General features: G+C 62.5%; 21 protein-coding genes. 8 read left to right on the top strand and 13 right to left on the bottom strand.

Annotated features, from left to right (window positions below):
* Positions 1–18: 18 nt before the first annotated feature.
* The gene (locus tag JQ609_RS35555) at positions 19–912 is read left to right on the top strand and encodes an alkaline phosphatase (RefSeq protein ID WP_212274103.1); all 894 of its coding nucleotides are present in this window, start codon (positions 19–21) and stop codon (positions 910–912) included.
* Positions 909–1,592, top strand: a complete 684-nt coding sequence (locus JQ609_RS35560) for an alkaline phosphatase (protein ID WP_283813856.1) — start codon at positions 909–911, stop codon at positions 1,590–1,592. The genes JQ609_RS35555 and JQ609_RS35560 overlap by 4 nt, the downstream gene beginning before the upstream one ends.
* A gap of 339 nt (positions 1,593–1,931) precedes the next feature.
* Here the strand turns inward: JQ609_RS35560 and JQ609_RS15890 are convergent, their stop codons facing one another.
* Positions 1,932–3,245, bottom strand: a complete 1,314-nt coding sequence (locus JQ609_RS15890) for an MFS transporter (protein WP_212274105.1) — start codon at positions 3,243–3,245, stop codon at positions 1,932–1,934.
* 81 nt (positions 3,246–3,326) lie between these two features.
* Entirely contained in the window at positions 3,327–4,349 is a 1,023-nt protein-coding gene (locus tag JQ609_RS15895; protein ID WP_212274106.1) for an MBL fold metallo-hydrolase, read from the bottom strand.
* 191 nt (positions 4,350–4,540) lie between these two features.
* Between JQ609_RS15895 and JQ609_RS15900 the strand changes: the two genes are divergently transcribed.
* The 3 genes from JQ609_RS15900 (at position 4,541) to JQ609_RS15910 (ending at position 8,413) form a co-directional block, all read left to right on the top strand.
* Positions 4,541–5,803 carry an MFS transporter gene (locus JQ609_RS15900; protein WP_212213390.1) on the top strand — a complete coding sequence of 421 codons (1,263 nt, stop codon included), beginning with the start codon at positions 4,541–4,543 and terminating at the stop codon, positions 5,801–5,803.
* A gap of 157 nt (positions 5,804–5,960) precedes the next feature.
* On the top strand, positions 5,961–6,953 hold the full coding sequence (locus JQ609_RS15905; RefSeq protein ID WP_212274107.1) for a tripartite tricarboxylate transporter substrate-binding protein: 993 nt from the start codon (positions 5,961–5,963) through the stop codon (positions 6,951–6,953).
* A 191-nt stretch (positions 6,954–7,144) separates the two neighbouring features.
* Positions 7,145–8,413, top strand: coding sequence for a S1C family serine protease (locus tag JQ609_RS15910; protein ID WP_212274108.1), 1,269 nt, complete (start codon positions 7,145–7,147; stop codon positions 8,411–8,413).
* 23 nt (positions 8,414–8,436) lie between these two features.
* On the opposite strand, the gene JQ609_RS15915 is transcribed toward JQ609_RS15910, so the two are convergent.
* A complete protein-coding gene (locus JQ609_RS15915) occupies positions 8,437–8,913 on the bottom strand; it encodes an Lrp/AsnC family transcriptional regulator (protein WP_212213382.1) in 477 nt (158 codons plus the stop codon).
* A gap of 145 nt (positions 8,914–9,058) precedes the next feature.
* Here JQ609_RS15915 and JQ609_RS15920 point away from each other — a divergent pair, with 145 nt between their 5' ends.
* Positions 9,059–10,072, top strand: a complete 1,014-nt coding sequence (locus JQ609_RS15920) for a 1-aminocyclopropane-1-carboxylate deaminase (protein ID WP_212274109.1) — start codon at positions 9,059–9,061, stop codon at positions 10,070–10,072.
* A gap of 15 nt (positions 10,073–10,087) precedes the next feature.
* On the opposite strand, the gene recQ is transcribed toward JQ609_RS15920, so the two are convergent.
* The 6 genes from recQ to JQ609_RS15950 all read right to left on the bottom strand — a co-directional run bounded on the left by recQ (position 10,088) and on the right by JQ609_RS15950 (position 17,965).
* Positions 10,088–11,950 carry a DNA helicase RecQ gene (recQ, locus tag JQ609_RS15925; protein ID WP_212274110.1) on the bottom strand — a complete coding sequence of 621 codons (1,863 nt, stop codon included), beginning with the start codon at positions 11,948–11,950 and terminating at the stop codon, positions 10,088–10,090.
* Between the two features lie 81 nt (positions 11,951–12,031).
* Positions 12,032–13,408 (bottom strand): VWA domain-containing protein, encoded by a 1,377-nt coding sequence (locus JQ609_RS15930; protein WP_212274111.1) that lies wholly within the window; start codon positions 13,406–13,408, stop codon positions 12,032–12,034.
* Between the two features lie 5 nt (positions 13,409–13,413).
* Positions 13,414–14,364, bottom strand: coding sequence for a MoxR family ATPase (locus JQ609_RS15935; RefSeq protein WP_212274112.1), 951 nt, complete (start codon positions 14,362–14,364; stop codon positions 13,414–13,416).
* 121 nt (positions 14,365–14,485) lie between these two features.
* Positions 14,486–16,171, bottom strand: coding sequence for a CBASS cGAMP-activated phospholipase (locus JQ609_RS15940; RefSeq protein WP_212274113.1), 1,686 nt, complete (start codon positions 16,169–16,171; stop codon positions 14,486–14,488).
* Positions 16,143–17,000 (bottom strand): hypothetical protein, encoded by an 858-nt coding sequence (locus tag JQ609_RS15945; protein ID WP_212274114.1) that lies wholly within the window; start codon positions 16,998–17,000, stop codon positions 16,143–16,145. The genes JQ609_RS15940 and JQ609_RS15945 overlap by 29 nt, the downstream gene beginning before the upstream one ends.
* Positions 16,997–17,965, bottom strand: coding sequence for a toll/interleukin-1 receptor domain-containing protein (locus JQ609_RS15950; protein ID WP_212274115.1), 969 nt, complete (start codon positions 17,963–17,965; stop codon positions 16,997–16,999). Before JQ609_RS15950 ends, JQ609_RS15945 begins: the two co-directional genes overlap by 4 nt.
* Positions 17,966–17,982: 17 nt before the next feature.
* Between JQ609_RS15950 and JQ609_RS15955 the strand changes: the two genes are divergently transcribed.
* Positions 17,983–18,153 carry a hypothetical protein gene (locus JQ609_RS15955; protein WP_212274116.1) on the top strand — a complete coding sequence of 57 codons (171 nt, stop codon included), beginning with the start codon at positions 17,983–17,985 and terminating at the stop codon, positions 18,151–18,153.
* A 147-nt stretch (positions 18,154–18,300) separates the two neighbouring features.
* Here JQ609_RS15955 and JQ609_RS15960 read toward each other — a convergent pair whose 3' ends face one another.
* Positions 18,301–18,762 carry a hypothetical protein gene (locus JQ609_RS15960; RefSeq protein WP_212274117.1) on the bottom strand — a complete coding sequence of 154 codons (462 nt, stop codon included), beginning with the start codon at positions 18,760–18,762 and terminating at the stop codon, positions 18,301–18,303.
* A 125-nt stretch (positions 18,763–18,887) separates the two neighbouring features.
* Positions 18,888–19,520 carry an HAD-IA family hydrolase gene (locus tag JQ609_RS15965; protein ID WP_212274118.1) on the bottom strand — a complete coding sequence of 211 codons (633 nt, stop codon included), beginning with the start codon at positions 19,518–19,520 and terminating at the stop codon, positions 18,888–18,890.
* Between the two features lie 113 nt (positions 19,521–19,633).
* On the opposite strand from JQ609_RS15965, the gene JQ609_RS15970 reads away from it, so the two are divergent.
* On the top strand, positions 19,634–20,395 hold the full coding sequence (locus JQ609_RS15970; RefSeq protein WP_212274119.1) for a trypsin-like serine protease: 762 nt from the start codon (positions 19,634–19,636) through the stop codon (positions 20,393–20,395).
* 99 nt (positions 20,396–20,494) lie between these two features.
* Here JQ609_RS15970 and JQ609_RS15975 read toward each other — a convergent pair whose 3' ends face one another.
* A complete protein-coding gene (locus JQ609_RS15975) occupies positions 20,495–22,717 on the bottom strand; it encodes an acetate--CoA ligase family protein (RefSeq protein ID WP_212274120.1) in 2,223 nt (740 codons plus the stop codon).
* Between the two features lie 199 nt (positions 22,718–22,916).
* The gene (locus JQ609_RS15980) at positions 22,917–23,486 is read right to left on the bottom strand and encodes a class GN sortase (protein ID WP_212274212.1); all 570 of its coding nucleotides are present in this window, start codon (positions 23,484–23,486) and stop codon (positions 22,917–22,919) included.
* Between the last annotated feature and the right edge of the window lie 168 nt (positions 23,487–23,654).

Below are 23,654 nucleotides of genomic sequence, written 5' to 3' on the forward strand. Positions count from 1 at the left end.
GATCAATCGGAGCCGACCATGACGTCGTATACGCGCCGCGACACGCTTGCCGGAGCCATCGGCATTGCCTTGTCGACTTCACTTGCATCTCATCCGGTCAGGGCGTCCTCAGGCCGCAGCATCTTCAAACTGGGGATCGCCTCCGGAGACCCATGGCCCGATGGCGTTGTGCTGTGGACACGGCTGGTTCGTGACGTTCTGGCAACCGATGGAGGCATGGGTGATCCTCCCGTCGAGGTTACCTGGGAAGTGGCGCGCGACGAACGTTTGCAGGATGTCGTGCGGGCCGGCGTCACCCTGGCGATGCCGGAAGTCGCGCATTCGGTGCATATCGAGGTCGGCGGCCTCGAGCCCGGGCGCTCCTATTGGTACCGCTTTCGGGCCGAGAAGACCGAGAGTCCAATCGGTAGAACTCGCACCGCGCCTGCGCCGGGACAGCAAGTGTCGCGTCTGCGGTTCGCTGCGGCCGCATGCCAGCATTGGATGTACGGGAACTGGGCCGCCTATCAACGGATGGCCGATGAAGACCTCGACTTCGTGTTGCACCTCGGAGACTACATCTACGAGGCTCCGTCATCTAGCCCTGCCGCCGTCAAGCAGAAGGTCCGCGACGTTCCCTTCGACGTTCCAAAGACGCTGGCCGACTATCGGCGGATGCATTCATTGTACAAGACCGATCCGGCGATCCAAATGGCGCACGCTGCCTTTCCCTGGATTGCCATCTGGGATGATCACGACGTCGAGAACGACTATGCGGGAAGCCACGCTCCCGGTCGGCCGTCGACGGCGGCGTTCCTGCGGCAGCGGGCTGCGGCCTATCAAGCCTATTGGGAGCACATGCCACTGAGGAACGCACAGCGCCGTTGGGACCGGACGCAATCCTCTATCGGCGCTTGGCGTTCGGCGACTTGATCGACCTCATCATACTGGACGAACGCCAGTATCGCTCGCCGCTCCCTTGCCCACCACCAGCACCGGCGCTTGATCGCAGCCGCCTGGTTTCTGCTTCGGAATGCGCAGACGCATTCAACCCCGAGCGAACGATGCTCGGACTGAATCAGGAGAGCTGGCTTGCGAGCTGCCTTGCCGAGCCGGCTCGCGGACGGTGGCTGCTTCTCGGACAGCAACTCATGTTCTCGCCATTCGAGCGAAAGCTGAAATCCGGCACCGGCTTCTCCACCGACGGCTGGGATGGCTACGCGGCAGCCCATCAGCGCGTCATCGATCTGATCGCCGCACGTCCGCGCCGCGACACCATCGTTCTCGGAGGCGATATTCACGGCTTCGTCGCCTCGAATGTTCCATCCCGGCGACAGGATATTCGCTCCGATACTGTCGCAGCCCACATCGTCTGCGGCGCCATCAGCTCCCGCCTGGGCGATCACAGTGGCTATATGGCGTCGCTTCCGGACAATCCGCATATCCGGTTCGTCGATGCTGAACGTCACGGTTACACGCGTTGTACATTTACGCGAGACCAAGCCTTGTTCGAGTTTCGCGCTGTCGATGACGTGCGCGACCCAATGTCTGGTCTCAACACGTTGGCCACCTTCGCGACCAAATGGGGCGTAGCCGGTTTGCGGCCCATTTGAGAAAGGTCCACTTGCCCGAGTTGACAGGTCGGGCCGGAACCCGGATGAGCCACCGTCAGTTCCCGCGACTGGACGGTGATCTCCGTCACCCGCCTTCGCTTGCGCTTCGGCGCGGCATGCCCGCGATGAGCGCAAGCGACGGCGGGCTGGTTCGAGCTTCCTCGATGCATCGGTAGTGCCGGGGAACCAACACCGGGGCATTTGCCTTATTGGTGGATGAAGGCATCGAAATCTGCCACGACCGACATCATCGCCGGCCTTGCGCTCGCCATCGCGCTGGGTGCGACCGGCTATTACGGCTATTTGGCCTGGCTGCTGGTGTCGCCGGATTGAGCGTGGCTACGCCTTGCCGATCTTGCGCGGTGCAAGCATCAACAACCCCGCCGCGACGAACGCCAGTACCGCTGCCAGCTGAAATGTCTGCTGGAAGGCTTCAAAGAAGCCATGCGCCGCCTGCACGATTTCGAACACCAGAAAGAAAACCGACGCCGCGGTCACCGTGCCCAGCGTTCTCGTGAGCAGCGCAAGGCTGCCCGCGACGCCGCGCTCCGTCAGCGGAAGTGTTGCAGTCACGATGTCCGAATAGGCGAGCTGGAACAGGCCGAGGCCGATACCCTGCACGATCAGCCCTGTCACCCGCAGCGCTGTCGGGGTCTGCTCGGTCCACGCGCCCAGCAGCAGAAGCCCGGCGCCAATGATGGCGGCACCTGCGATGGCCAGCCGCTCCGATGAGAAGAGCCGTCCGGTGAGGCGGCCGCCGATCGGCGCTGCCAGTGCAGCGCCGGCCGCTCCAGCGGCCAGGATGGCGCCGCCCTCTGTCAGCGTGTAGCCGGGCATTCGCGCCAGATAATAAGGCACCAGCAGCCAGACCGAAAAGGCTGCGAGATTGGCCAGCACGCTGACAAAGTTGAGCAGCGTGAATCCCGGCCGTTTGAGAACGTCCATCGCGATGATCGGTCGCGCCGTGCGGGATTGGCGGAAGGCAAAGCCTGCAAACGCCACGACGGACAGCAATCCGAGCCAGACGGCGGAGAACTCTCTGACGCGATTGATCGCCATCAGCATGGTCACCAGGCCCAGCGCCAATGCGATGCCGCTTGGAATGTCAAAGCGTTCGCTTGTCAGGCGTGGCGGGGCCGCGGGCAGGCCGCGGAGCAGCAGCAGTGCCGCTATCGCGATGGGAATTCGGAACCAGAACACCGCCGGCCAATCCCAGGTGGCCGTCAAGGCGCCGCCGAGCAAGGGGCCGAGCATCCAGCCCAATGCCATCATCATCGTGTAGATGCCGAGCGCCCGGCTGCGTCGCTCCTCGCCGTAGAGCGACGTCACCAGCGCTACGCCGCAGCTCATCACCAGTGCCGCGCCGATCCCCTGCAGGCAGCGAAACACCAGCATCGCGCCGTAGCTGGGCGCACAGCTGACCAGTAGCAACGCCACCGCACTGCAGATCAGGCCGGCCCGGTAGACGACCGCGTGACCGATGGTGTCGCCGATGCGCCCGAGCGCCAACAGCAGGCTGGCGTAGGTCAGAACGTAGCAGATCACCACCCACTGGATGTCGCCGATCGAAAGTTCGAAGCCGCGGGTGATGGCAGGGAAGGCGATATTGACTGACGTGTCGAGCTGCGCCGTCGCCGTGCCCAGCCCGATCATCGCAATCTGCCACGCCTTGGAGTGGAGAAGGCCTACAGATGCTTTGGGAGGATTCGGTTCGGTTGCTGAAGGCACGTTGTGTTACGCCGGTGCGAAGCTGATCGCACCATTAGCATCGACATCGCGCGTCAATCTGCCGATCGAAGCCAACATGTTCAGATGCGCAAGCGACTCGCCAAAAGCCTGGCGCGGATTGGCGTACAGCACCCGCGGAAACACTTCCTGCGCGATCGCGAACGCAGTCGTCTTGCCTGACACGACGGATGCCACGTCGTCGAGCCGCGCCTGATGATGCTCGCGCAGCTGGGCGAGCCGGGCATGCAGTCCGCGAAACGGCAGGCCGTGCGACGGCAGCACCAGGGTATCCGGCGCCAGCGCCTCGAGCCGCGTCAGCGCCTCCAGATACTCCTTCATCGGGTTGGCTTCCGGCTGCGCCGACGGCACGATCACCGACGGCGCCATGTGCGACAGGATCTGGTCGCCGGCGATCAGGATCTTGTCGCTCTCGCAATAGAACATCGCATGTTCGGGTGAATGTCCGCCCGCCGTGATCGTCCGCCACTCGCGCTGCCCCATGGCGATCACATCGCCGTCCCGGATGCGAATGAATTCGCGCGGCGGTCGCAGGCCAAGATATTTGGATGGGCGCTGCGCCTGGATGATCCCGGTGGCGTCCTCGTCGGAGGCGCCGTTCCGCTTCATGAAGCCGGCAAAATGCTCGTCCGGACCCTCTTCGCGCTCATGCCACATCTTCCAGCCGCTGAGCCATTCGGCAAGCGGCATGCGCACCGTGCATTTCATTTCCTTCACCAGATATCCGGCGAGGCCGAAATGATCGAGATGGGCGTGCGTGAAGGTGAGGTTCTGCAACGGGCGGGCGCGCAACAGCCCGCGCCAGAGCTTGTCCCAGATTTCAAACGTGTCGTCGGTGTTCAGCCCGCAATCGACCAGCGTCCATCCCGGACCGTTGTCGAGCAGCCAGCAATTGACGTGATTGGGAATCGTCGGCATCGGCAGCCGCACCCAGAACAATCCGGGCAGCATGTCGGTCAATTCGCCATAGGCCGGCGGGCGCTGGACCGTGAATTTCAGATCGTCGGACATTCGTTTCCCCCGGACCGTCAGCTTACGCGATTTCGTCGGACCATCAACGCCAAAGGGATTTTCATGCCTCCCATGCGGCTATGCGCAGCAAAATCTTCCACCCAGGCCTTGAATGGGGAACGTTTCTCCTAGAGAAGGTGACGAACCGTCGCGCAATCGGCGCTCCGAGGTCAGTTAGGCAAAAAACCAAAATGGATGCGCTGAACCCCCTATCAGGGCTCAAGCCGGAAGCTGATCCCGCGCCGGACCTCGATCGGCGGGCACGCCGCAATCTGCTGCTGCTGGCTTGTTGCCAGGCGGTCGGCCAGTCCTGCAACACCATGATGTTTGCGGCGACGGGGCTGTCCGTCATCACCTTCTATCACCATCCAGAGTTCGCCAACCTGCCGGTCACGATGCAGCACCTCGGCGTGATGATCTGGGTATTCCCGGCCGCGCTGCTGATGCAGCGGGTCGGCCGCAGCATCGGCTTTCGCGTCGGCTCGCTGTTCGGCATGGCCGGCGCCATCATCATGTGTACCGGACTATACACCGCCAACTTCATGGTGATGTGCGCCGGCGGTCTCATCCTCGGCTACGCCGTCGCCTGTCTGCAGATGTACCGGTTTGCCGCGGCGGAATTGGTGCCGATCCATTACCGCGCCAAGGCGATTTCGTGGGTTACGGCCGGCGGCGTCGCCGCTGCGGTGATCGGCCCCAGCCTCGTGCGCGTGACGCACGATCTGGTGATGCCGCTGTATCTTGCGACCTACGCCGCCATTCTCGGCCTGCATGTGATCGTCTTTGCGGTGATGTCCTTCATCACCTTCCCCTCGGTCGCGGCTTCGACGGCTGCCGAGGGGGCTGCCGTCTCTTCAGCGCCGCCGCGTCCGCTCTGGGTGATTGCCAGCCAGCCGCGCTTCATCGCCTCAGTCATCGCCGGCATGCTGGCGTTCGGCACGATGTCCTTCATCATGAGCGCTTCGCCGCTGGCCATCGTCGGCTGCGGGTTTCCGCATGCGGAAGCCCACTGGGTCATCTTCATGCATGTGCTTGGCATGTTCGTGCCGTCGTTCTTCACCGGCAATTTGATCAACCGGTTTGGCGCCACAACGGTCATGGCCTGGGGTGTCGCGCTGATGCTGGCCGGCGTTGCTGCTGCGCTCGCCGGGCTGAGCGAATGGAATTTCCGGATCGCGCTCACGGTCAACGGCGTCGGCTGGAATTTCCTGTTCGTCGCCGCCACGACTGTCGTGACGACCTGCTACCGCCCGAGCGAGCGTGGCAAGACGCAGGCGCTCAACGATCTCCTGGTTTTCAGCACGACCGCGACGTCGAGCTTCATGGCGGGGTTTCTGCAGGATCGCTGGGGCTGGCATCCGCTCAACTGGTTTTCGGTGCTGCTGATGCTGGCCGCCGCCGCCGCCGTCCTATGGCTTCGCTACCAGCGCCCGACATTGAGCCCGGCACGCTAGGAATGCCCGCGTCGCATTGTATTTGATTTGCAGACGCACAATCAGCATGATCTGAACTCACGCGATACCGCCCGCTTTGCTGCAGTGCGATTTCGCGAACGCGTGCACGACCGCAAACATGCGGCATGACAAGAAAAACCATGGGAAGGACGCCGTCGTGATCAACCGGCTTTTTAGCAGCGCGCTTATCGGCCTTGGCCTCTTGCTTGCTGCGCTTGTGACGCAGACCCAAGCGCAATCGTCTCCCAAGACCATAACGCTTGTAGTACCCTATGCGGCGGGTGGCGGCACGGACACCGTGGCGCGTCTCATCGGCGAGCGGATGTCGGGCACGCTCGGCCAGACCGTCATCATCGAGAACGTGGTCGGAGGCGGCAGCACGCTGGCCAATGACCGTGTTGCCCGATCGGCACCTGACGGCTCCACCATCCTGATCAATCACGTCGCGCTGCTGGCGGCGCCCAGCCTGTTCATCAATCTGCGCTACGACACGGCAAACGCCTTCGAGCCGGTCGGCCTCGTCAACAACGCACCGATGGTGCTGATCGGCCGCAAGTCGATTCCCGGCGCGGGACCGAAGGATTATGTGGCCTGGATCAAGGCGCAGGGCGACAAGGCGAACTTCGCGCATGGTGGTATCGGCACCAACAGTCATTTGTGCGCCGTGATGATGGGCAATGTGCTCGGCTTCAAACCGACCGTCGTGGCGTATCGCGGATCGGCGCCGGCGATCGGCGATCTGCTCGCCGGGCAGATCGATCTGCTGTGGGACCAGGTGACCAATGCGTTGCCGCAGATTCAGGCCGGAACGCTGCACGGCATCGCCATTACGTCGCCAAAACGGCTTGAACAGTTGAAAGACGTGCCGACCACCGCCGAGCTCGGCATGCCCGAGGTCAGCTACACGATGTGGCACGGGCTCTACGTGGCCAAGGGCACGCCCAGGGAAACCGTCGGCGCGCTGAATTCGGCGCTCCGCAAGGCGCTGGCTGACCCGGTGCTGCTGGAGAAGCTGACGCAACTCGGCACCCTGCCATTTCCTGAGAACGAGTTGACGCCCGAGGCGCATGCGCGCCTGTTCGCCGCCGATCTGCCACGCGTGGCAAAGCTCGTTGAAAGCTCGGGCGTCAAGGCGAGCGAGGCGAAGTAAGGCGCTGGCGCCTTGCAGTTCAGTTTCCGGATTGACACGCGGGAGTTGAAAGAACAAAGTAGGAACTAGTGGGTTGGGCTCGGGCCGCACTTCGCGCGCCTGTCGCGGTGGCGTGACGCTGAAGATTCGCGTGGCGCTTGCGGTTTGATTTCAACGCCTCTTAAGATGAGCGCTCATTTGAGTAGGTCGAAATGAAGTTTGCAATCGGAGCGATCGTTGCAGCGTTTTGCCTGATTGCGACGCTTTCAACCTCGGATGCCCGCGGCCCTTACGGCACGATCAACGTCGGCAACTGGAAGGGCGGGGCCTATACCAACGACCAGAGCGGCGCGTTCACGCACTGCGCCGCGGGTGCCACCTATGGGAGCGGCATCCACTTTGTCGTCACGATAGACGACAAGGCGGCATGGGGTCTGGGATTCGCCCACGAGAACTGGACGCTTACCACCGAACAGGCATTTCCGATTGTCCTGACGTTTGATGGTCAGACGCCATTCAACGTTCACGGCATCCCGATCGGCGACAAACTGGTCCGTGTGCCGATGCCGCCCAACTCGGCGCTCATTGCGCAATTCCGCAAAGCCAAGACGATGACCGCCTTCACGCAAGGGCAGCTTTTCCAGTTCAAGCTCGATCAGACCGCGCAATTGTTGCCCGCGCTGGCCAATTGCGTTGCCACGGTCAAGAAAAACGGGCTCGCCGGCGCCGGCGAGTTCGCGGTCGCTCCGAAGCAGATGGCGGCGGCGGGACCGGCGCAACCGAATTCCGCGCCGCCAAAGGCCACCAGATCGGTCAACAAAACCGGTACGGGCTTCGTCGTCAGCAGCAGCGGACACGTGGTCACCAATCAACACGTGGTTGATGGCTGCAGTGGCGACATCCTCGGAAACTTGACCGGCGAGGCCCCGGTCAAGCTGCGGCTCGTTTCAAGCGATGAAACCAACGATCTCGCACTGCTGCAGGCGCCGAGCGCCTTCAAGGAAGTGGCGACGATTCGGGGCAAGGCGATCCATTCGGGCGATAGCGTCGTCGCAATCGGCTATCCCTTCCACGGCCTGTTGTCCTCCGATTTCACGGTCACCACGGGAATTGTAAGCTCCCTGAGCGGCATCATGAACGATACCCGCTTCCTGCAGATCAGCGCGGCGGTTCAGCCCGGTAACAGCGGCGGGCCGCTGCTTGACACCAGCGGCACGATCGCCGGAATGGTGGCAGCAAAACTCAATGCGTTGAAAGTTGCCAGGGCGACCGGCAACATCCCCGAGAATATCAATTTCGCGATCAAGACCGGCGCATTGCGGGACTTCCTGGACAACAGCGTCGTGCCCTACCAGACCGCCGTCGAGGCAAAGGCCGAGCTGAAGACGTCCGACATTGCGCGCAACGCAAGGGCGTTCACGCTGCTGATTTCCTGCACGGCGACCGAACAGAGCGCGAGTGCGAAAAAATCGAGCGAGTGATCCGCTCTCGCCAAAACGCCTTCTCAAAAATCCAGCGGCGCGTTGTCGACGACTTCCTTCATGACGAAGAAGGTCCGCGTCTGGCGCACGCCGGGCAGCGCGATCAGCTGCTCGCCATGGATGCGGTTGAAATCTTCCATGTCGCCGACGCGGATCTTGAGGAAATAATCGAAATCGCCGGCCACTAGATGGCAGTCGAGGACGAACTTCAGTTTCGCGATCGCGCGCTCGAACGAGGCAAAACTTTCGGGCGTGGAGCGGTCGAGCACGACGCCGACCATGACCAGCGCGCCCTTGCCGACCTTGCGCGGCGCCACCATGGCGCGGACCGTGCTGACAAACCCGTCGTCGAGCAGGCGCTGGGTGCGGCGGTGACAGGTCGCCGGGCTGACCCCGACCGCTTCGGCCAGCTCGGCATTGCTGAGCCGGCCGTTATTCTGCAGCAAACGCAACATCTTGAGGTCGACGCGGTCCAGTCGGGTCACGGAAGAATCTCTCATAAGGTGGTCAGCAGATGAACGAAAACTACCACCAATGATCAATCCAGCAACCAATCCGTCAAAATCCGATGGTAACTTAGAGAGCACCTTTCCGTCGTCTGATGATAGGCGTTCCCGCAAGATCAGACATCAACGGGGATGACGCATGCTGGAAAAATTCGAACGCTATCCGCTGACATTCGGGCCGACCCATATCGAGAAGCTGGAGCGGCTGACGCAGCATCTCGGCGGCAAGGTCGAACTCTACGCCAAGCGCGAGGACTGCAATTCGGGCCTCGCCTTCGGTGGCAACAAGCTGCGCAAGCTCGAATATATCGTGCCCGACGCGATCGCTTCCAACGCCGATACGCTGGTTTCGATCGGCGGCGTGCAATCCAATCACACCCGCATGGTCGCCGCGGTCGCGGCCAAGATCGGCATGAAATGCCGTCTGGTGCAGGAAAGCTGGGTGCCGCATGAAGACGCCGTCTACGACCGCGTCGGCAACATCCTGCTCAGCCGCGTGATGGGCGCCGACGTCCAGCTGGTGGATGAAGGTTTTGACATCGGCATTCGGCAAAGTTGGGAAGAAGCGATCGCGGACGTGAAAGCCAAGGGCGGCAAGCCGTATGCGATCCCGGCCGGCGCGTCCGTGCACAAATATGGCGGGCTCGGCTATGTCGGCTTCGCCGAAGAAGTCCGCGCCCAGGAAAAAGAACTCGGCTTCGCATTTGATTACATCGTGGTCTGCACCGTCACCGGCTCTACCCATGCCGGCATGCTGGTCGGATTTGCCAAGGACGGCCGCGCGCGGAAGGTGATCGGCATCGATGCCTCGTTCACGGCTGCGCAGACCAAGGCCCAGGTGCTTGATATCGCCCGCAACACCGCTGCCTTGGTCGAGTTGGGCAAGGAGATCGTCGCAGACGACGTCGTGCTGATCGAAGACTATGCCTACCCGGCCTATGGCGTTCCTTCGGAAGAGACCAAGGAAGCAATCCGGCTTTGCGCCCGGCTCGAAGGCATGATCACCGACCCGGTTTACGAGGGAAAATCCATGCAAGGCATGATCGACCTTGTGAACAAGGGCTATTTCCCCAAGGGATCGAAGGTGCTGTACGCCCATCTCGGCGGCGCGCCCGCGATCAACGGGTACGCCTACACGTTCCGCAATGGCTAGCGCGGCGGTGAGTGCTTAGCGCTCCGCGTCCTTCACCAGCGCGATCAGCTCGTCGCCATAGTGCTCGAGCTTCTTGTCGCCGATGCCGGGGATGTTGCGCAGTTGGTTGAGCGTCGCGGGGCGGGAGGCGGCGATGCCGTCGATGGTCGAATCGTGCAGCACGACATAGGCCGGCACGCCGCGCTTGCGCGCGATCTCGGAGCGCCAGGCCCGCAGCGCGGCCTGCAGGCCGGCATCGGCGGGCGCACCTTCTCCGGTAGACCGTGGCGCCAGATCGCCGCGCCTTGATTTGGTCCGGCTGGCGCGGACGCGGGTGCCGGCGGGCGCCTCGCGCAGCATCACCGCGGTCTCACCCTTCAAGACTCCGCGCGCGCTCTCGGTCAGCTTCAGCGCGCCAAAGGCCTCGCTGTCGGCGTGCAGGTGGCCCATGGCGACGACTTGCCGGATCGCGGCGCGCCATTGCTTCTCGTTGAGTTCGGCGCCGATGCCGAACACGGAAATCTTGTCATGGCCGAATTGCGTGACGCGCGCGGTCAAGCGGCCCACCAGCACATCAATCAGGTGCATGGCGCCGAAGCGCTGCCCGGTGCGATAGGCGCAGGACAATATTTTCTGCGCGATCACCTTGCCGTCGAGAAGCTGTGGCGGTGAAAGACAATTATCGCAATTGCCGCAATTGCCGGCGCTGACCGCTTCGCCGAAATAGCCGAGCAGGCGGCTGCGCCGGCAGCCTGCGGTCTCCGCGAGGCCGACCAGCGCATCGAGCTTGCCGACCGACACGCGCTTGAACGCGTCCGAGCCGGTGGATTCGTCGATCATGCGGCGCTGTTGCACGATATCGGACAGGCCATAGGCCATCCAGGCGCTGGAGGGCTTGCCGTCGCGGCCCGCGCGTCCAGTCTCCTGGTAATAGGCCTCGATGCTCTTCGGCAAATCGAGATGCGCCACGAAGCGCACGTCGGGCTTGTCGATGCCCATGCCGAACGCGATGGTGGCGACGATCACGACACCGTCCTCGTTGATGAAGCGATCCTGGTTGCGGGAACGCAGACCGGCGTCGAGGCCGGCGTGATACGGCAGCGCTGGCACGCCGGCCTTGTTCAATGCGGCGGCGGTGTCCTCGACCTTGGCGCGCGACAGGCAATAGACGATGCCGGCGTCGCCGGCATGCCGTTCGCTGATGAAGGCCTTCAACTGGGCGGGCGCGTTCTGCTTGTCGACGATCTCATAGCGGATATTGGGGCGGTCGAAACTGGCGACAAAGCGCGGCGCATCGGTAAGCTTGAGCCGTTCGGCGATTTCCTGGCGCGTGAGGTCATCGGCGGTAGCGGTCAGCGCGATCCGCGGCACATCGGGGAACCGCTCGGCGATGACGGAAAGACCAATATATTCGGGGCGGAAGTCGTGCCCCCATTGCGACACGCAATGCGCCTCGTCGATTGCAAACAGCGCGATCCTGGCGCGTGCAAGCAGGCCGAGGCAGCGCGGCGTCAGCAGCCGCTCGGGCGCGACGTAAAGCACGTCGAGGTCGCCGGCCAGCAGCCGCTGTTCGACGGCGTTGGCTTCCTCATACGACAGCGTCGAATTCAGCACCGCTGCCTTGACGCCGGCTTCGAGCAGGCCGGCGACCTGGTCGCGCATCAATGCGATCAGCGGCGACACCACAATGCCGCAGCCTTCGCGCAACAATGACGGCAGCTGATAGCACAGCGACTTGCCGCCGCCGGTCGGCATCAGCACCAGGCAATTGCCCCCATCAGTGACGTGACGGACGATCTTTTCCTGCTCGCCCCGAAAGGCCGGCAGGCCGAACACGGAGTTCAGCACGGACAGCGCGTCAGGGGCTTTGTCCGGCTTGCGGTTAAGGGCTGCTTCCATATCGGCTTCAAAACGGGGTCAACAGGCGGGAATCGGGTGCGCGAGATCAACAATACAGGATTCCGGCGGCTTAGGGTGGAACTACTGATAGCTCGCCACGATATCCGACACTGCGCGTTCCAGCTGCTGCGCGGTCGCGCATTGCCGCACGACGGTGCAGAAGGTCGAATAGCGCGGCATTTCCGAATCGCCCCAGCCCCAGGCCATCCGTCCCTCGGGATTGAGCCACACCAGCCGCTTCGAGCGCTCGCCGATGCGGCGCAGGATATCCGCGCGAGGATCGAGATTGTTGCTGCGGGCGTCGCCGAGGATGATCACCGTGGTCTGCGGCGTGATTGCGTTCATCCATTCATGCTCGAAATCGGCAAAGGAGTTGCCGTAATCCGACGAACCGAAGCCGACCTTGGACATGATCTCGGCCATCGCCTCTTCCGGCGATTTGGATTCCAGGATGTCGCTGACCTCGATCAGGTGTCCGGAAAAAGCGAACGAGCGGACATCCGAGACCACTTCATGCAGGCTGTGGATCAGCAGCAGGAAGAAATCGGACACCCGCGCCACCGAACCCGAAACGTCGCAGATCGCGATGATTTTTGGCTTGTCGCGGTGGCGTCGTTTCCATGCGGTGAGGAACGGCACGCCGCCCCAGGCGGCGTTGCGCCGGATGGTCCGCCGCACGTCGAGGTGGCCGCGGCGTTGGCGCTTGCGCGGCTTGCTGTAGCGCTCGCGCAGGCGGCGAGCGATCTGGCGGATCAGAAGCCGCATCTGCTCGACTTGCCGCGGCTCGATCCGCGACAGCGGCGCATTGCGCAAAATCTCGTTGCGCAGGTTCTCGGCTTCCTCGCGGCCGTACAGCATCAAGGCCTGCGAGACGGTCTCGCGCACGGTGTCGCGCAAGCCGTCGAGTGCTGCCTGCAGCCGTTCCGCGAGAGCGGGATTGGTCGCCGTCAGCGCGTCGAGATCGTCGCGCAGGCGCTGGATGCCCATCTGGTCGAGAAGGCGGCCGGAGAAGATGCCGCGCTGCGTGAAATAGCGGATGTCGGACAGAGATGCGGCATTCGAAGCGTTGGCGATGGCGGAGGCCATCGCGTTGCGGTCCTGCGACAGCAGCATCTGCGCGAGCTGGCCGAGATCCTGGGCCTGGTCGCCGCCATCGGCGTCGCCCTGCGTATCGGAGGCTGCACCGGATTCCGGCGTGTCGGACTTGTCCGTCTCGCTCTCGTCGGAAGGTGCTGGCGTCGGCTCGGGCTGATCGAAGAACAGGTCAAAACAGGCGCCGAGCGCCTTCTTCTCGTCCTGGGTCTTGGCGAGCGTGAGGAGGAAGGTGTCCCGCAGCACGGTGCGGTCGCTGAAGCCGACCTTGGAAACCGCGCGCATCGCATCGATGCTTTCGGCCGGCGAGAGCCTGACGCCTGCGCCCCGCGCCGCACGAAAGAAGCGATGCAGGTTTTCTCTCATCCGCTTTATCCGAAGACGACGCTCTGCCGCGATGTCTTGGCGATGAAGGTGGATACCTGGGGCAGTGTGGCCTCGATATCCGCCTCGTATTTCAGCAGCACGTTGAGCGTATCCTTGACGATCTCGCTGCCGAGTTCGGGCGCCTGCAACAGCACCAGCACCCGTGCCCAATCGATCGTCTCGCTCACCGACGGCAGTTTCTTCAGATCGAGTGAGCGAACCTCATGGATGAAGCCGACCATCTGCCTGCGCAGCGTCTGCGAGATGCCGGGCACCCGGCTCTCGACGATGCGCTCCTCGAGCTTCTGTTCGGGGAAGCCGATGTGCAAATGGAGGCAGCGCCGCTTCAGGGCGTCGCCGAGGTCGCGCTCGCTGTTCGAGGTCAGGATCACGGTCGGCGCGGCGATGGCGGTAACGGTGCCAAGTTCCGGAATCGTGACCTGGAAATCGCTAAGGATTTCCAGCAGCAGCGATTCGAACTCGGCATCCGACTTGTCGATTTCGTCGATCAAGAGCACGCAGCCGGCCGGCTGTTCCAGCGCCTGCAGCAGCGGCCGCGGTTCGACGAATTCCTTGGAGAAGAACACGTCGCCGAAATCATGCAATTGCGCCAGCGCGTCGTGCAGCGTTTCGGCGCCGCCGAGCACTTCGCCGAGCTTGTCCTTCAGGATCTGCGTGTACAGAAGCTGCTTGGCGTATTTCCACTCGTAGAGCGCCTTGGCTTCGTCGAGGCCCTCGTAGCATTGCAGCCGGATCATCTTCAGCCCGCGCCACGCCGCGATTGCCTTCGCAAGTTCGGTCTTGCCGACGCCGGCGGGACCCTCGACCAGGATGGGCTTGTCGATCTGTTGCGACAGATAGACCGCGGTCGCGATCTGCCGGCTCGCAATATAGCCCTGCGCGGCAAGGCCGCTTTCCACTGCCTCGATCGAGGCGGTCGGCCCTTTTTCAGCCACGGGTTTCAACTCCGAATTCACTGGATTTCAGAGTGTTCTGCCTGCGTTCCGGGCAAAGAACAAGCCTCGTTTGCGGCATTTCGAGCGCCTGCAGTTCTGGCATGCGCGCGGACCGAACCGGCTAGAACCGGGTCCAGTCTTCAACGGGAACACCATTGAGAAAACGCGCCTTGACGTCGGCAACCGTATCCGGCTTGGCCGCGACTTGCTTGCCATAATCCTTGAGGTCGGCAATGCGATTGACGTTGTCGAGGCTTACTTCGCCGGGAACGAGGGATAGGTCGACGCGCAACATGCGGGCGTGGCCCGCGAGGTCGTTGGACAGCTCAAGCACGCCTTGCGCCTGTGCATGCATTAGAAGTTCGGCGATGCGGCCCTTCCAAAGCCAGCCAGCGAAGCCCGCCTTGAGGGTGCTGCGCCCGGCAAAGGGTGCGGATGTCGTGCCGACACTGAGAATATCGACATGGTTTAGCGGCACCCGGAGCCGGGATAGCGCTTCGACCAGCGCTGCCATGCTGGGGTTGTTGGCCCATACCCCGCCATCGAGATAGGCGCGATCATCGACTTCCGCTGCACGGAAATAGGTCGGCGCGGCGGCGGTCGCCAAAGCAATGTCGGTTGCCAGATAATCTGCGGCTGCCGTCAGGGCCGGATGGTGATTGGTCCGGAAAATATGAACGCCGCCGGTTCTGGCATGACAGGAGGGAATGACGAGCCGGCACCGTGCGTCGCGAAGAATTTTCCAGGGGGCGCTGTCGAAGGCCGTCGCCAATTCGGATTGCAGGATCTCCTGGGCAAATTTTGGTTTGATGAGCGAACGCAGGGTCGCCAGCAATCTCTGCCCAAGACTCGTCATCGGAAAGACGGTGGGTCCCCGCTGTTCATAAAACTCCAGCATCGTCTGCGCCGAGAGGCCCATGCCGAGTCCGAGCGCCAGTATGCCGCCGGTCGAGGTTCCCGCAATCAGATCAAAATGGTCGGTCAGCTTGCACTTCGTGATCCGTTCCCACTCGGCCAGCACCGCGGCGGTGAAGGTGCCCTTGATGCCGCCGCCGTCCAGCGACAATATTCGAAACGTGCTGCCACTCCGCGGCTCGCCGCGAACCAATGGAAGCCGGCGCAGCTGTTCGACGATGCGGTCGGCGAGGACGTCTCCCTTCAGTGCGGTGGCGAGCGCGAGATTTTCATCTGGATCGAGGCCATTTCTGAGGTTGCGCAGAATTTCAGGGCGATCGCGCAAATAGCCTTCCGCCGCGCCTCCCATGCTCGCTGCCAAGAAGCACGGCAAAGCTCGTTCGCGTGCCAGTTCGAACTCGGCGGGAATTCCGGCGCCGCCCGGATTTTTATCCCAACCCTTGCCCCCGACGACGACGACCGCGTCACATCGTTCTGCGATCCAGTTGCGCAACCGTTCCAGGTTCTGCGCTTTCTTGTCGTCGCCGCCTTCGGCCGGCACCTCATATACGAGACTGCATGATCGCCACGCCTTCGTGTCGACGCCGTACTTGTCCGGCTCGCTGGAAAAGTGCCGGGAAATCGCCATCGTCAGGCAATCGCGTGCACCTCCGGCCTGCTGAAACTCCGCCGCTTGCTGCTGCAGGATCGGCCATATCGTCGGATGGCTGCCATGGATGATGGATCCGCCATCGCGGAAGATACTCGCGCTCAGTCGTGCGACGAACGATCGGATGCTGTCCGGATCGGCGCCGTCGGGAATGGATCCAGACAGCCAGATTCGGGCACCCTTGAGTGGGGCAGCAGAAGAGTCGGCCATATGGTCAAGTCCTTCCACTTCGTTGCGGTACATTGACTCTCGCGCGATCGATTTCTTTCGGATCGATGTGGGAACGCGGATCGCCTGCGCGGGGATCTTCGCGCCAGTTTCCGGCGCCGAGCGAGCCTCCGACGCTTGAGTCCGGCACCGGGAGAAGCTGCTGCATCAAAAGACTGTATGCGGTCTCGCCGCGCAGCGCGTCGAATGTTTCCGGACTGAGATAGGGTCTGACCTGTTTGAGCAGCTTTGCGCAGGCGGAGCCTGTACTGCCGATCGGATACGCCGGTGTTTCTGGGTGGAAGCTGCGGAAGATTCGAAACTCCCGTTCGACGCCTTCCATGCCGCCAATGAAAACCGCAGCGGTAAACTCATATGTCTTTAGACGTGCGAGGCGTTGCGCGCCGAATTCGTTCGCATGGTCCTCCAGCAGATGAACGGGGTACTTTCCTGGCCTGCCGATCATCTCGTAGCGCATCCGTAGCAGGCTTGCGTTGCGCGTGCCTCCTTCGGGCGTCGCAATCGTCCCGTCGGATTCGTGCGCGGGTGTAACGATGACGCTCTGGTCGGCCGATGATGGCTTGACGTGAAGGCCCGACTGAAACATCAGGGTTATCGGATTTTTGACTGATTTTCCCGGCTTTGTCCCGGTGGCGGCGTCATGCTCGATTCTCGATGCCACCTGCCGGACCAGAGGCGTAATCGCCGGATGGCCGCCGTAGACGACCGGATAATGCGCCAGGGCATGGGCGCAAAAGGCCCGCACCGCTTCGCGAACGTTGAGCAGGTTCTGGCTCTGCCAGTACTCCTCCTTTCGGTCCGGATCGGGCTCGCTGGCGGAGAGGAAAACGGGTGGGATGATCATGGGATGACCGTCCATTGCAGCGCAGTCTTCGGATCAAGATACTGCAAGCGAAGGTGTGAGCCGAGGAAGTTCAGGTGATCGGCCTGGCTGTTGGTGACGCCAAGCGGATCATACAACAACTTGCCGCCTCGTATTCCCGCGCTCGCTGCCTGAAATGCCCGTTCGAGATCGCGGCTGGTGGGCACGCCAAGGGCCATATCGATACGGATGCGCGTAACGTCATCATGCAGCTCGATATGGCGACCGAGATATGGAACCACTTTCCATCCTTTGGTCTGGGCATAGGCCCTGACAGGACTCAGCATCTCCTTTTCCCGGTGCCGCTGCATCGCGGTGCGCATGTCGGCGACCCGACGCAGGACTTGCTTGATACCCGTCGGGGTCAAGGCCGTGACGACACCATTCTGGGCTATCGCGTTTTTCGTGTTGAGCATAAGCGGCATGAAGAATGCGCCTTCCCTCATCCGCTGCACTCTGGGCCAGACCACCTGGATGCCGCTGACGCCGGCCTGATCCGCGAATGCGATCTCCCGCTGCACATAGGGGCGATGCTTGACGTTAGGGCTGTTCAGCAACACAACGGCGTCACTGTCCGCCAGTTCCTGCAACAGTTCCTCCTGGAATACCGCCCCCGGGCGAATCGAGATTGTGTCCATGAAGACGGAATACCAACGCGCCGTGAAGGCTTCACGTAATTGATGCGCTACCGCGCTCGAGTCCATCCGGGCATAACTGATGAAAATCTTCCGCTTGGAGCGCTGCAGCCCGAGCGATTCGAGTACGAGTCCGGCAAGCTCGCCGATGTCGGCCGGATCACTCAACTCGAAGCCGTTGAACTCCGTGACCCCTTGGGGAGCGACCGTCGTGAAGGTGCGCAGATCGGCGACGACAGGAATAATCGGAACAGAGCGCTTCTTCGCTGCGGCATTGCATCGATCTCGCTGATGCTCATGCCTTTGCGGCAAAGGACGATGGCCACAGCATGCGCATCGACTGGTACAGAGTTGATGCGGCTCTGACCGACGATATCAAGCCGTTCTCCGGATTCACGCAGGTTGCGCGTCCGGCTACGCAATTCCTTGACGAGCCTGGCGCGCCGGGAATCCTCTTTCGCGCCGATAATGATCGCAAAAAAATCGGTCATAAGAAATAACCTCTTTTGATTGATCTAATACAGTATGCAATCTCTGGAGATAATAGCGACAACTATCGCTCGTTTCATCGAGAAAATTATCTGCGCAGCTTATGGCTTCGGCTGGGCTAATCTCGTGTCGGCGCCCAACTTCGCTTGTTGCCGCCGTTACATCAACAGGCCGGACATCCGGAGCAGGGCATAGCCGGCGATCAGGCCGAGATAGATCGGCCAGATCGACCAGGAGCAGAGCGCCTTGGAGTAGCGTCCAGTGCCGGCAGGCGGCGTTAGATCGAAGCAATCGCCGCGGGTATAGGTCCCCGCGCGAATCTTGGTGGCCACGGAATTGTAGAGCTGGCGATAGGATTTTTCGCGGCCGAGATAGGCCGCGTCAACCATGCAGAAGATGACGATCGGGATGATCGCGAATGCGACGATATTGTCGTTCTTCAAGGCGCCGGCAAAGCTGAAGAGGGCGCTGACGATGGCCAGACACCACGTCTTGCACTGCGCGCTGTTGCCGGCAAGCCGGGTGATGATTGCCTGCAAATAGTTCAGATGCGCGATGACCGCAGCGTTATCGGCCGGATAGAAAGCCGAAGGGGGCTTTTCCTCTGGAGGAAGTGCCATGATCACAGCCTCTTTGGTCGGTCCGGGGTTCTGGACTGATCCAGACTTTAAAGGAGATGCGACCTCGATTGTACAGCCGTTGGTTGTCGTATGAAAGAGCCAAGGCGCAGGTCAGGCGTTGAGCCCTATCGCAGCGACAATCCGGTCGCCGCCTCCAGCTCCGTGATCGCCTGCGCCGCATTGAGCACCTTGATCGTGGTCATGCCCATTTCGCGCGCCGGCTTCAGGTTGACGCCGAGATCGTCGAGATAGACGCAGTTTTTGGGATCGACCTGCAACGTCTCGACCATCATCTGGTAGATGCGCGGGTCGGGCTTGCGCAGGCCGATCTTGGCGGACTCGATGACGTGATCGAACAGCACCATGACCTCGGCGACATAGAGCGAACGGCCGCTGCGGCTGCCGATCGCGTTGGCCGGAAGATTGTTGGTGATGCAGCCGGTCTTGAATTTGGCCTTCACGCGTTTGAGCGCCTCGACCATTTCGGGGCGTAGATCGCCCGAGAGCAGAGGCAACACATCGCTGCCGCGGACCTCGGCGCCCAGCACCTTCGATTCCGTCGCGAACAGCGCATCGAAGGCTTCGATATCGACTTCCGCGCGCTCGAATTTCGCCCAGGCGTTTTCCAGATGATTGGCCGCGTTGGTGCGCCGGATGATGTCGGCGGGCAGCCCGCGTTCGGTCTCGAACCGCGTAAAGGCCTCGAACGGCGAAGTGGTCAGCACCCCGCCGAAATCCCAGATCACCGCCTCGACCATTGTTTCCCCGCCATATCTATACGCGACGGGGGAGCGGCTAACACGGAATGCCCTTCGGAGCCAGTCCGATCCGCGGCTTGGCGATGTCGGTTGCGCGGGGTATTGCTGCGGCCATGAAAGTCCTCGCTCGAGTAATTGCCAGTCTTGCGCTGCTGGTGGTCGCGCCCGCTCACGCCATCGTGGGCGGTGGCGCGCCATCCGCCGACGGCGTCGGTCGTTCGGTCGTCACCATTGTCGGTTCCCGCGGCAATTTCTGCACCGGCGCGGTGATCGCGCCCAAAATCGTGCTGACCGCGGCACACTGCGTGCAGCCCGGTGCCGATTACAAGATCGTCGAATATGGTGCGGACAAGCAGCCGTCCTTGCAGGACGTCAAGAGCGTCGCTATTCATCCCGGCTTCAAGATGCAGGCGATGCAGGCGCACCGGGCGACGGCCGATGTGGCGCTGCTGCAACTGGGTTCTCCTGTCAAAGGCAAGACGCCGTCGACGCTCGGCATGCCCAACATTCCGATTCTCGTCGGCAGCCGCTTTACGATCGCCGGCATCGGCGTCACGGCGCGCGGTGACGGCAAGAGCGGCGGCACCATTCGCGCTGCCGGATTGATTGCCACCGGCAAGCCGGGGACGCTGCAGATCCGGCTGGTTGATCCTGTTGGCCAGGGCACCCGCGACGGGCTCGGCGCCTGCACGGGAGACTCTGGCGGGCCGGTATTCGAGGACAAGCAATCAGGTCCGGCCATCGTCGGCGTCGTCAGCTGGTCGACCGGACCCAATAGCTCGGCCGGTTGCGGCGGACTCACCGGCGTCACGCCGCTGACGCTCTATCGCGACTGGCTGGTGCAGACCGCGCGGCAATGGGGCGCGGGGTTGTGAGCCCAACTGTCATTGCCGGGCTTGACCTGGCAATCCACCCCCTTCAAGCGATTCATTTTTGATGGATGCGCGGGTCAAGCCCGCGCATGACAAGGGAGCCTAGTGCCCCGCCGCCTTGTTCGCCGCCGCGTTGTTGAGCACGATCAGGCCGTCGACGGCGACGCCGACTTTGCTGTTGATCAGGAACGGATTGACGTCGATCGACGCAATGCGCGTTCCCGCATCCGCCATCAGATTGGATAGCCCGACCAGCGCCTTCACCGCGGAAGCCTCGTGCAGCGCGGGCTTGCCGCGATAACCCTTCATCTTGACGCCGGCCTTGGTCTTGCCGATCAGCTGTTTCGCCTCGTCGGCATCGAGCGGCGCGCCGGCAAGCGCCACGTCCTTCATCAGTTCGATATCGACGCCGCCGGTGCCGAACAGCACCACGGGGCCCATCTCGGCATCGAGCGAAGCGCCGACCACGAGTTCGAGGTCGGACTTTACCTGCTGCGCGATCAAAATGCCTTCGAGCTTCGGCTTGTTCTTCAGCTTCTTGACCCGCGCGGTGATGTCGTTGAACGCCTTCTTCACCTCGGCGGAACTGTTGATGTTCAGCACCACACCGCCAATGTCCGATTTGTGCAGGATCTCGGCGCTGACCACCTTGGCGACGACGGGGAAGCCGATTTTTTTGGCGATCTTCACCGCATCCGCGGCGGTCTGCGCGATCTCTTCCTTTGAGACGGGAATGCCGTAGGCCTTCAGCAGCTTTTTCGAGGCGACTTCGTCGAGCGCCGCGGCGCCATTGGCGCTTCTTAGCGTCTTCTCCAGCACGGCACGGGCGGAAGCCTTCGAGCTCGACGCGATCTCCGGCACGACTTTGCGCAGCGAGGCATATTCGATCAACGACTTGATCGCACCCACCGCGCGGTCGAGGCCCTGCATGACCGCGATGTTCGGCAGCGACTTGCGCAGGCCCTTGGTGAATTCGGTAAAGCCGATCGACATCGCGCTGATGTAGACCACGGGCTTGCTGGCGGCGCCCGCCATGTCGTTGACGATACGCAAATTGCGCTCGCGCAGTTCGTGCGGCGCCTTCGGCAGTTCGGCGTCGATGATCACGATATCGGTGTCGGGATCGTCGATCATGATCTTGATCGACTGCATGTAGACGGAGGGGTCGACTACCGCGGCAAATCCGGCATCGAGCGGATTGCCGACGATGCTGCCCGGTCCGAGCATCTTTGCGAGTTTCTCGGTGGCGTCCGCGCTCAGCGGTGCGAAGTTGAGCCCGGCGGAATCGAACGCGTCGATCAAGAGGCCGCGCTTGCCGCCCGACAGCGACACGCCGGCGAGACGATTGCTCTTCGGCGGTTCCGCATGCACGAAACATTCGGTGGTCTCGATCAGTTCGTCGAGGCCGCGAACGCGGATCACACCCTCGCGCGTCGAGATCGCATCGAAGGTTTGGATGGAGCCGGCGAGCGCGCCGGTATGCGCCATCGCCGCCGCACGGCCGCCCTCGGAGGTACCGAGCTTGAGCGCGATGACAGGTTTGCCGGCGGCGCGCGCGGCCTTGCAGGCCTCCCGGAACACTTTGGTGTTCCGCACGCCTTCGAGATAGACCACGATCACGCGGATACTTGGATCGGCCGCGAAATAGGCCATCAGGTCCGGAGTCTCGAGCCCAGTCTCGTTGCCGGTCGTGACCATGTAGCCGACACCGACGCCGCGATCCTCCAGCGCCTGGCGGATCGCCATCACGATCGCGCCGGATTGCCCGGCGATTGCGACGGGACCTGCTTCCATCGTCACGATGCGGTCATCGATATTGGTGAACAGGTTTTCGCCCGCGCTCAGATTGCCGAGGCAATTCGGGCCGGTGACGGCAAGGCCGGTTTCACGCACCGCCTCTTTCAGTTCGACCGCAAGCCGCTGGCTGTCGGCGTCCTGCAACTCGCTGAAACCCGAGGTGACGATGGTGGCGGAACGCGCACCGGCGGCCGCGGCGTCGCGGATCACCTGCACCGCGAAACGCGCCGGTACCAGCACCAGCACGTGGTCGGGTTTCTCCGGCAGGCTGGCGAAATCCTTGTAACAGGGGGCGCCCCAGATCGTTTCGCGCTTGGCGTTAACAGGGAACAGCTTGCCCTTGTATTGGTACTTGACCAGATTGTTCCAGATGCGCTCGGCATAGTTCCCGGGTTTGTCGGTCGCACCGACCAGCACGATGTTGCGCGGGTGGAGCATGGCATGGATGCTTTTGACGATGTCGCTGGCGTCGGACGAGGGCGACCAGTTTTCAGCCGAATGCGACGCGTTGACTACCCGAGCTTCCATGGATCGTGCCCTTACCTTGTTGTTTCCTTTGGCAGACGGCGATCTCGTGCGATCGCTTCGGCCATGCGTTTTCATTCTTTTTATTGAGACTTGAGGAGGGTGGCAACACGCGTTGGCCCGATAGCGCCCTTCGCGCAGCGCACGATATCCCGGCAGGCGGAGTATTCATCGTCGCCCCGGGATTGACGGGCGGATGAACTCAGGGAACAGGCCCGATCAAGGTGGCGTGCAGGAGATAGCGATCCGGCCCCGGCGTCAGCGCTTCGAACGGCCAGCAGGTCGACAGCACCAGTCCATATCCCTCGCCCATCGGATCGATGCCCGAGGCATCGAAGCGAACGATGGAAGTCGAATCCGCGCGATATCGGAATTTCTTGCCATCGCGGCGCGTGACGTCGATCTCGTCGCCGATGACGACATTTTGCAGGAAGCGGAAATGCGTATCTCGGTGCGCGGAGTAGACGGCGACGCCGCGCTCGCCCGCATCGGGTGTGTTCTCGACATGGCCCGGGCCGAACGCGAGCGCCTGGCCGCTGCTGCCGGCCAGCACGATGGTGCTGGCATGGATCCGCTTTATTTCGATGCGGGCCACCGGCCAGGTATCCGCCCATGACCACGGCCTTGTCTCGCGGCCGGTGGCGATGCTTTCCGTGAACGCGCGCTCGAGCAGGATTTGCGCGAGCGCCGCCTTGGCGTGGATGTAGCCGCCCTGGCCGAACAGGATGAGGCCGGCGACGGCGAGGAGGAGAGGGAGGATGAAGCGGCGCATTTGGAACCTCCCGTCATTGCGAGCCACCGGGTCGCGCGGATGCGCGCCCGATGACAGGCTCCGCGAAGCAATCCATACTTTCTTTGCCGCGCGGTGGATTGCTTCGCTGCGCTCGCAATGACGGTTCGAAAAAAAGTCGCGCGCGCGACCCTGGGGGACGGAGGGCCG

It is taken from the genome of Bradyrhizobium sp. AUGA SZCCT0169, from assembly GCF_018130085.1.
GTDB lineage: Bacteria > Pseudomonadota > Alphaproteobacteria > Rhizobiales > Xanthobacteraceae > Bradyrhizobium.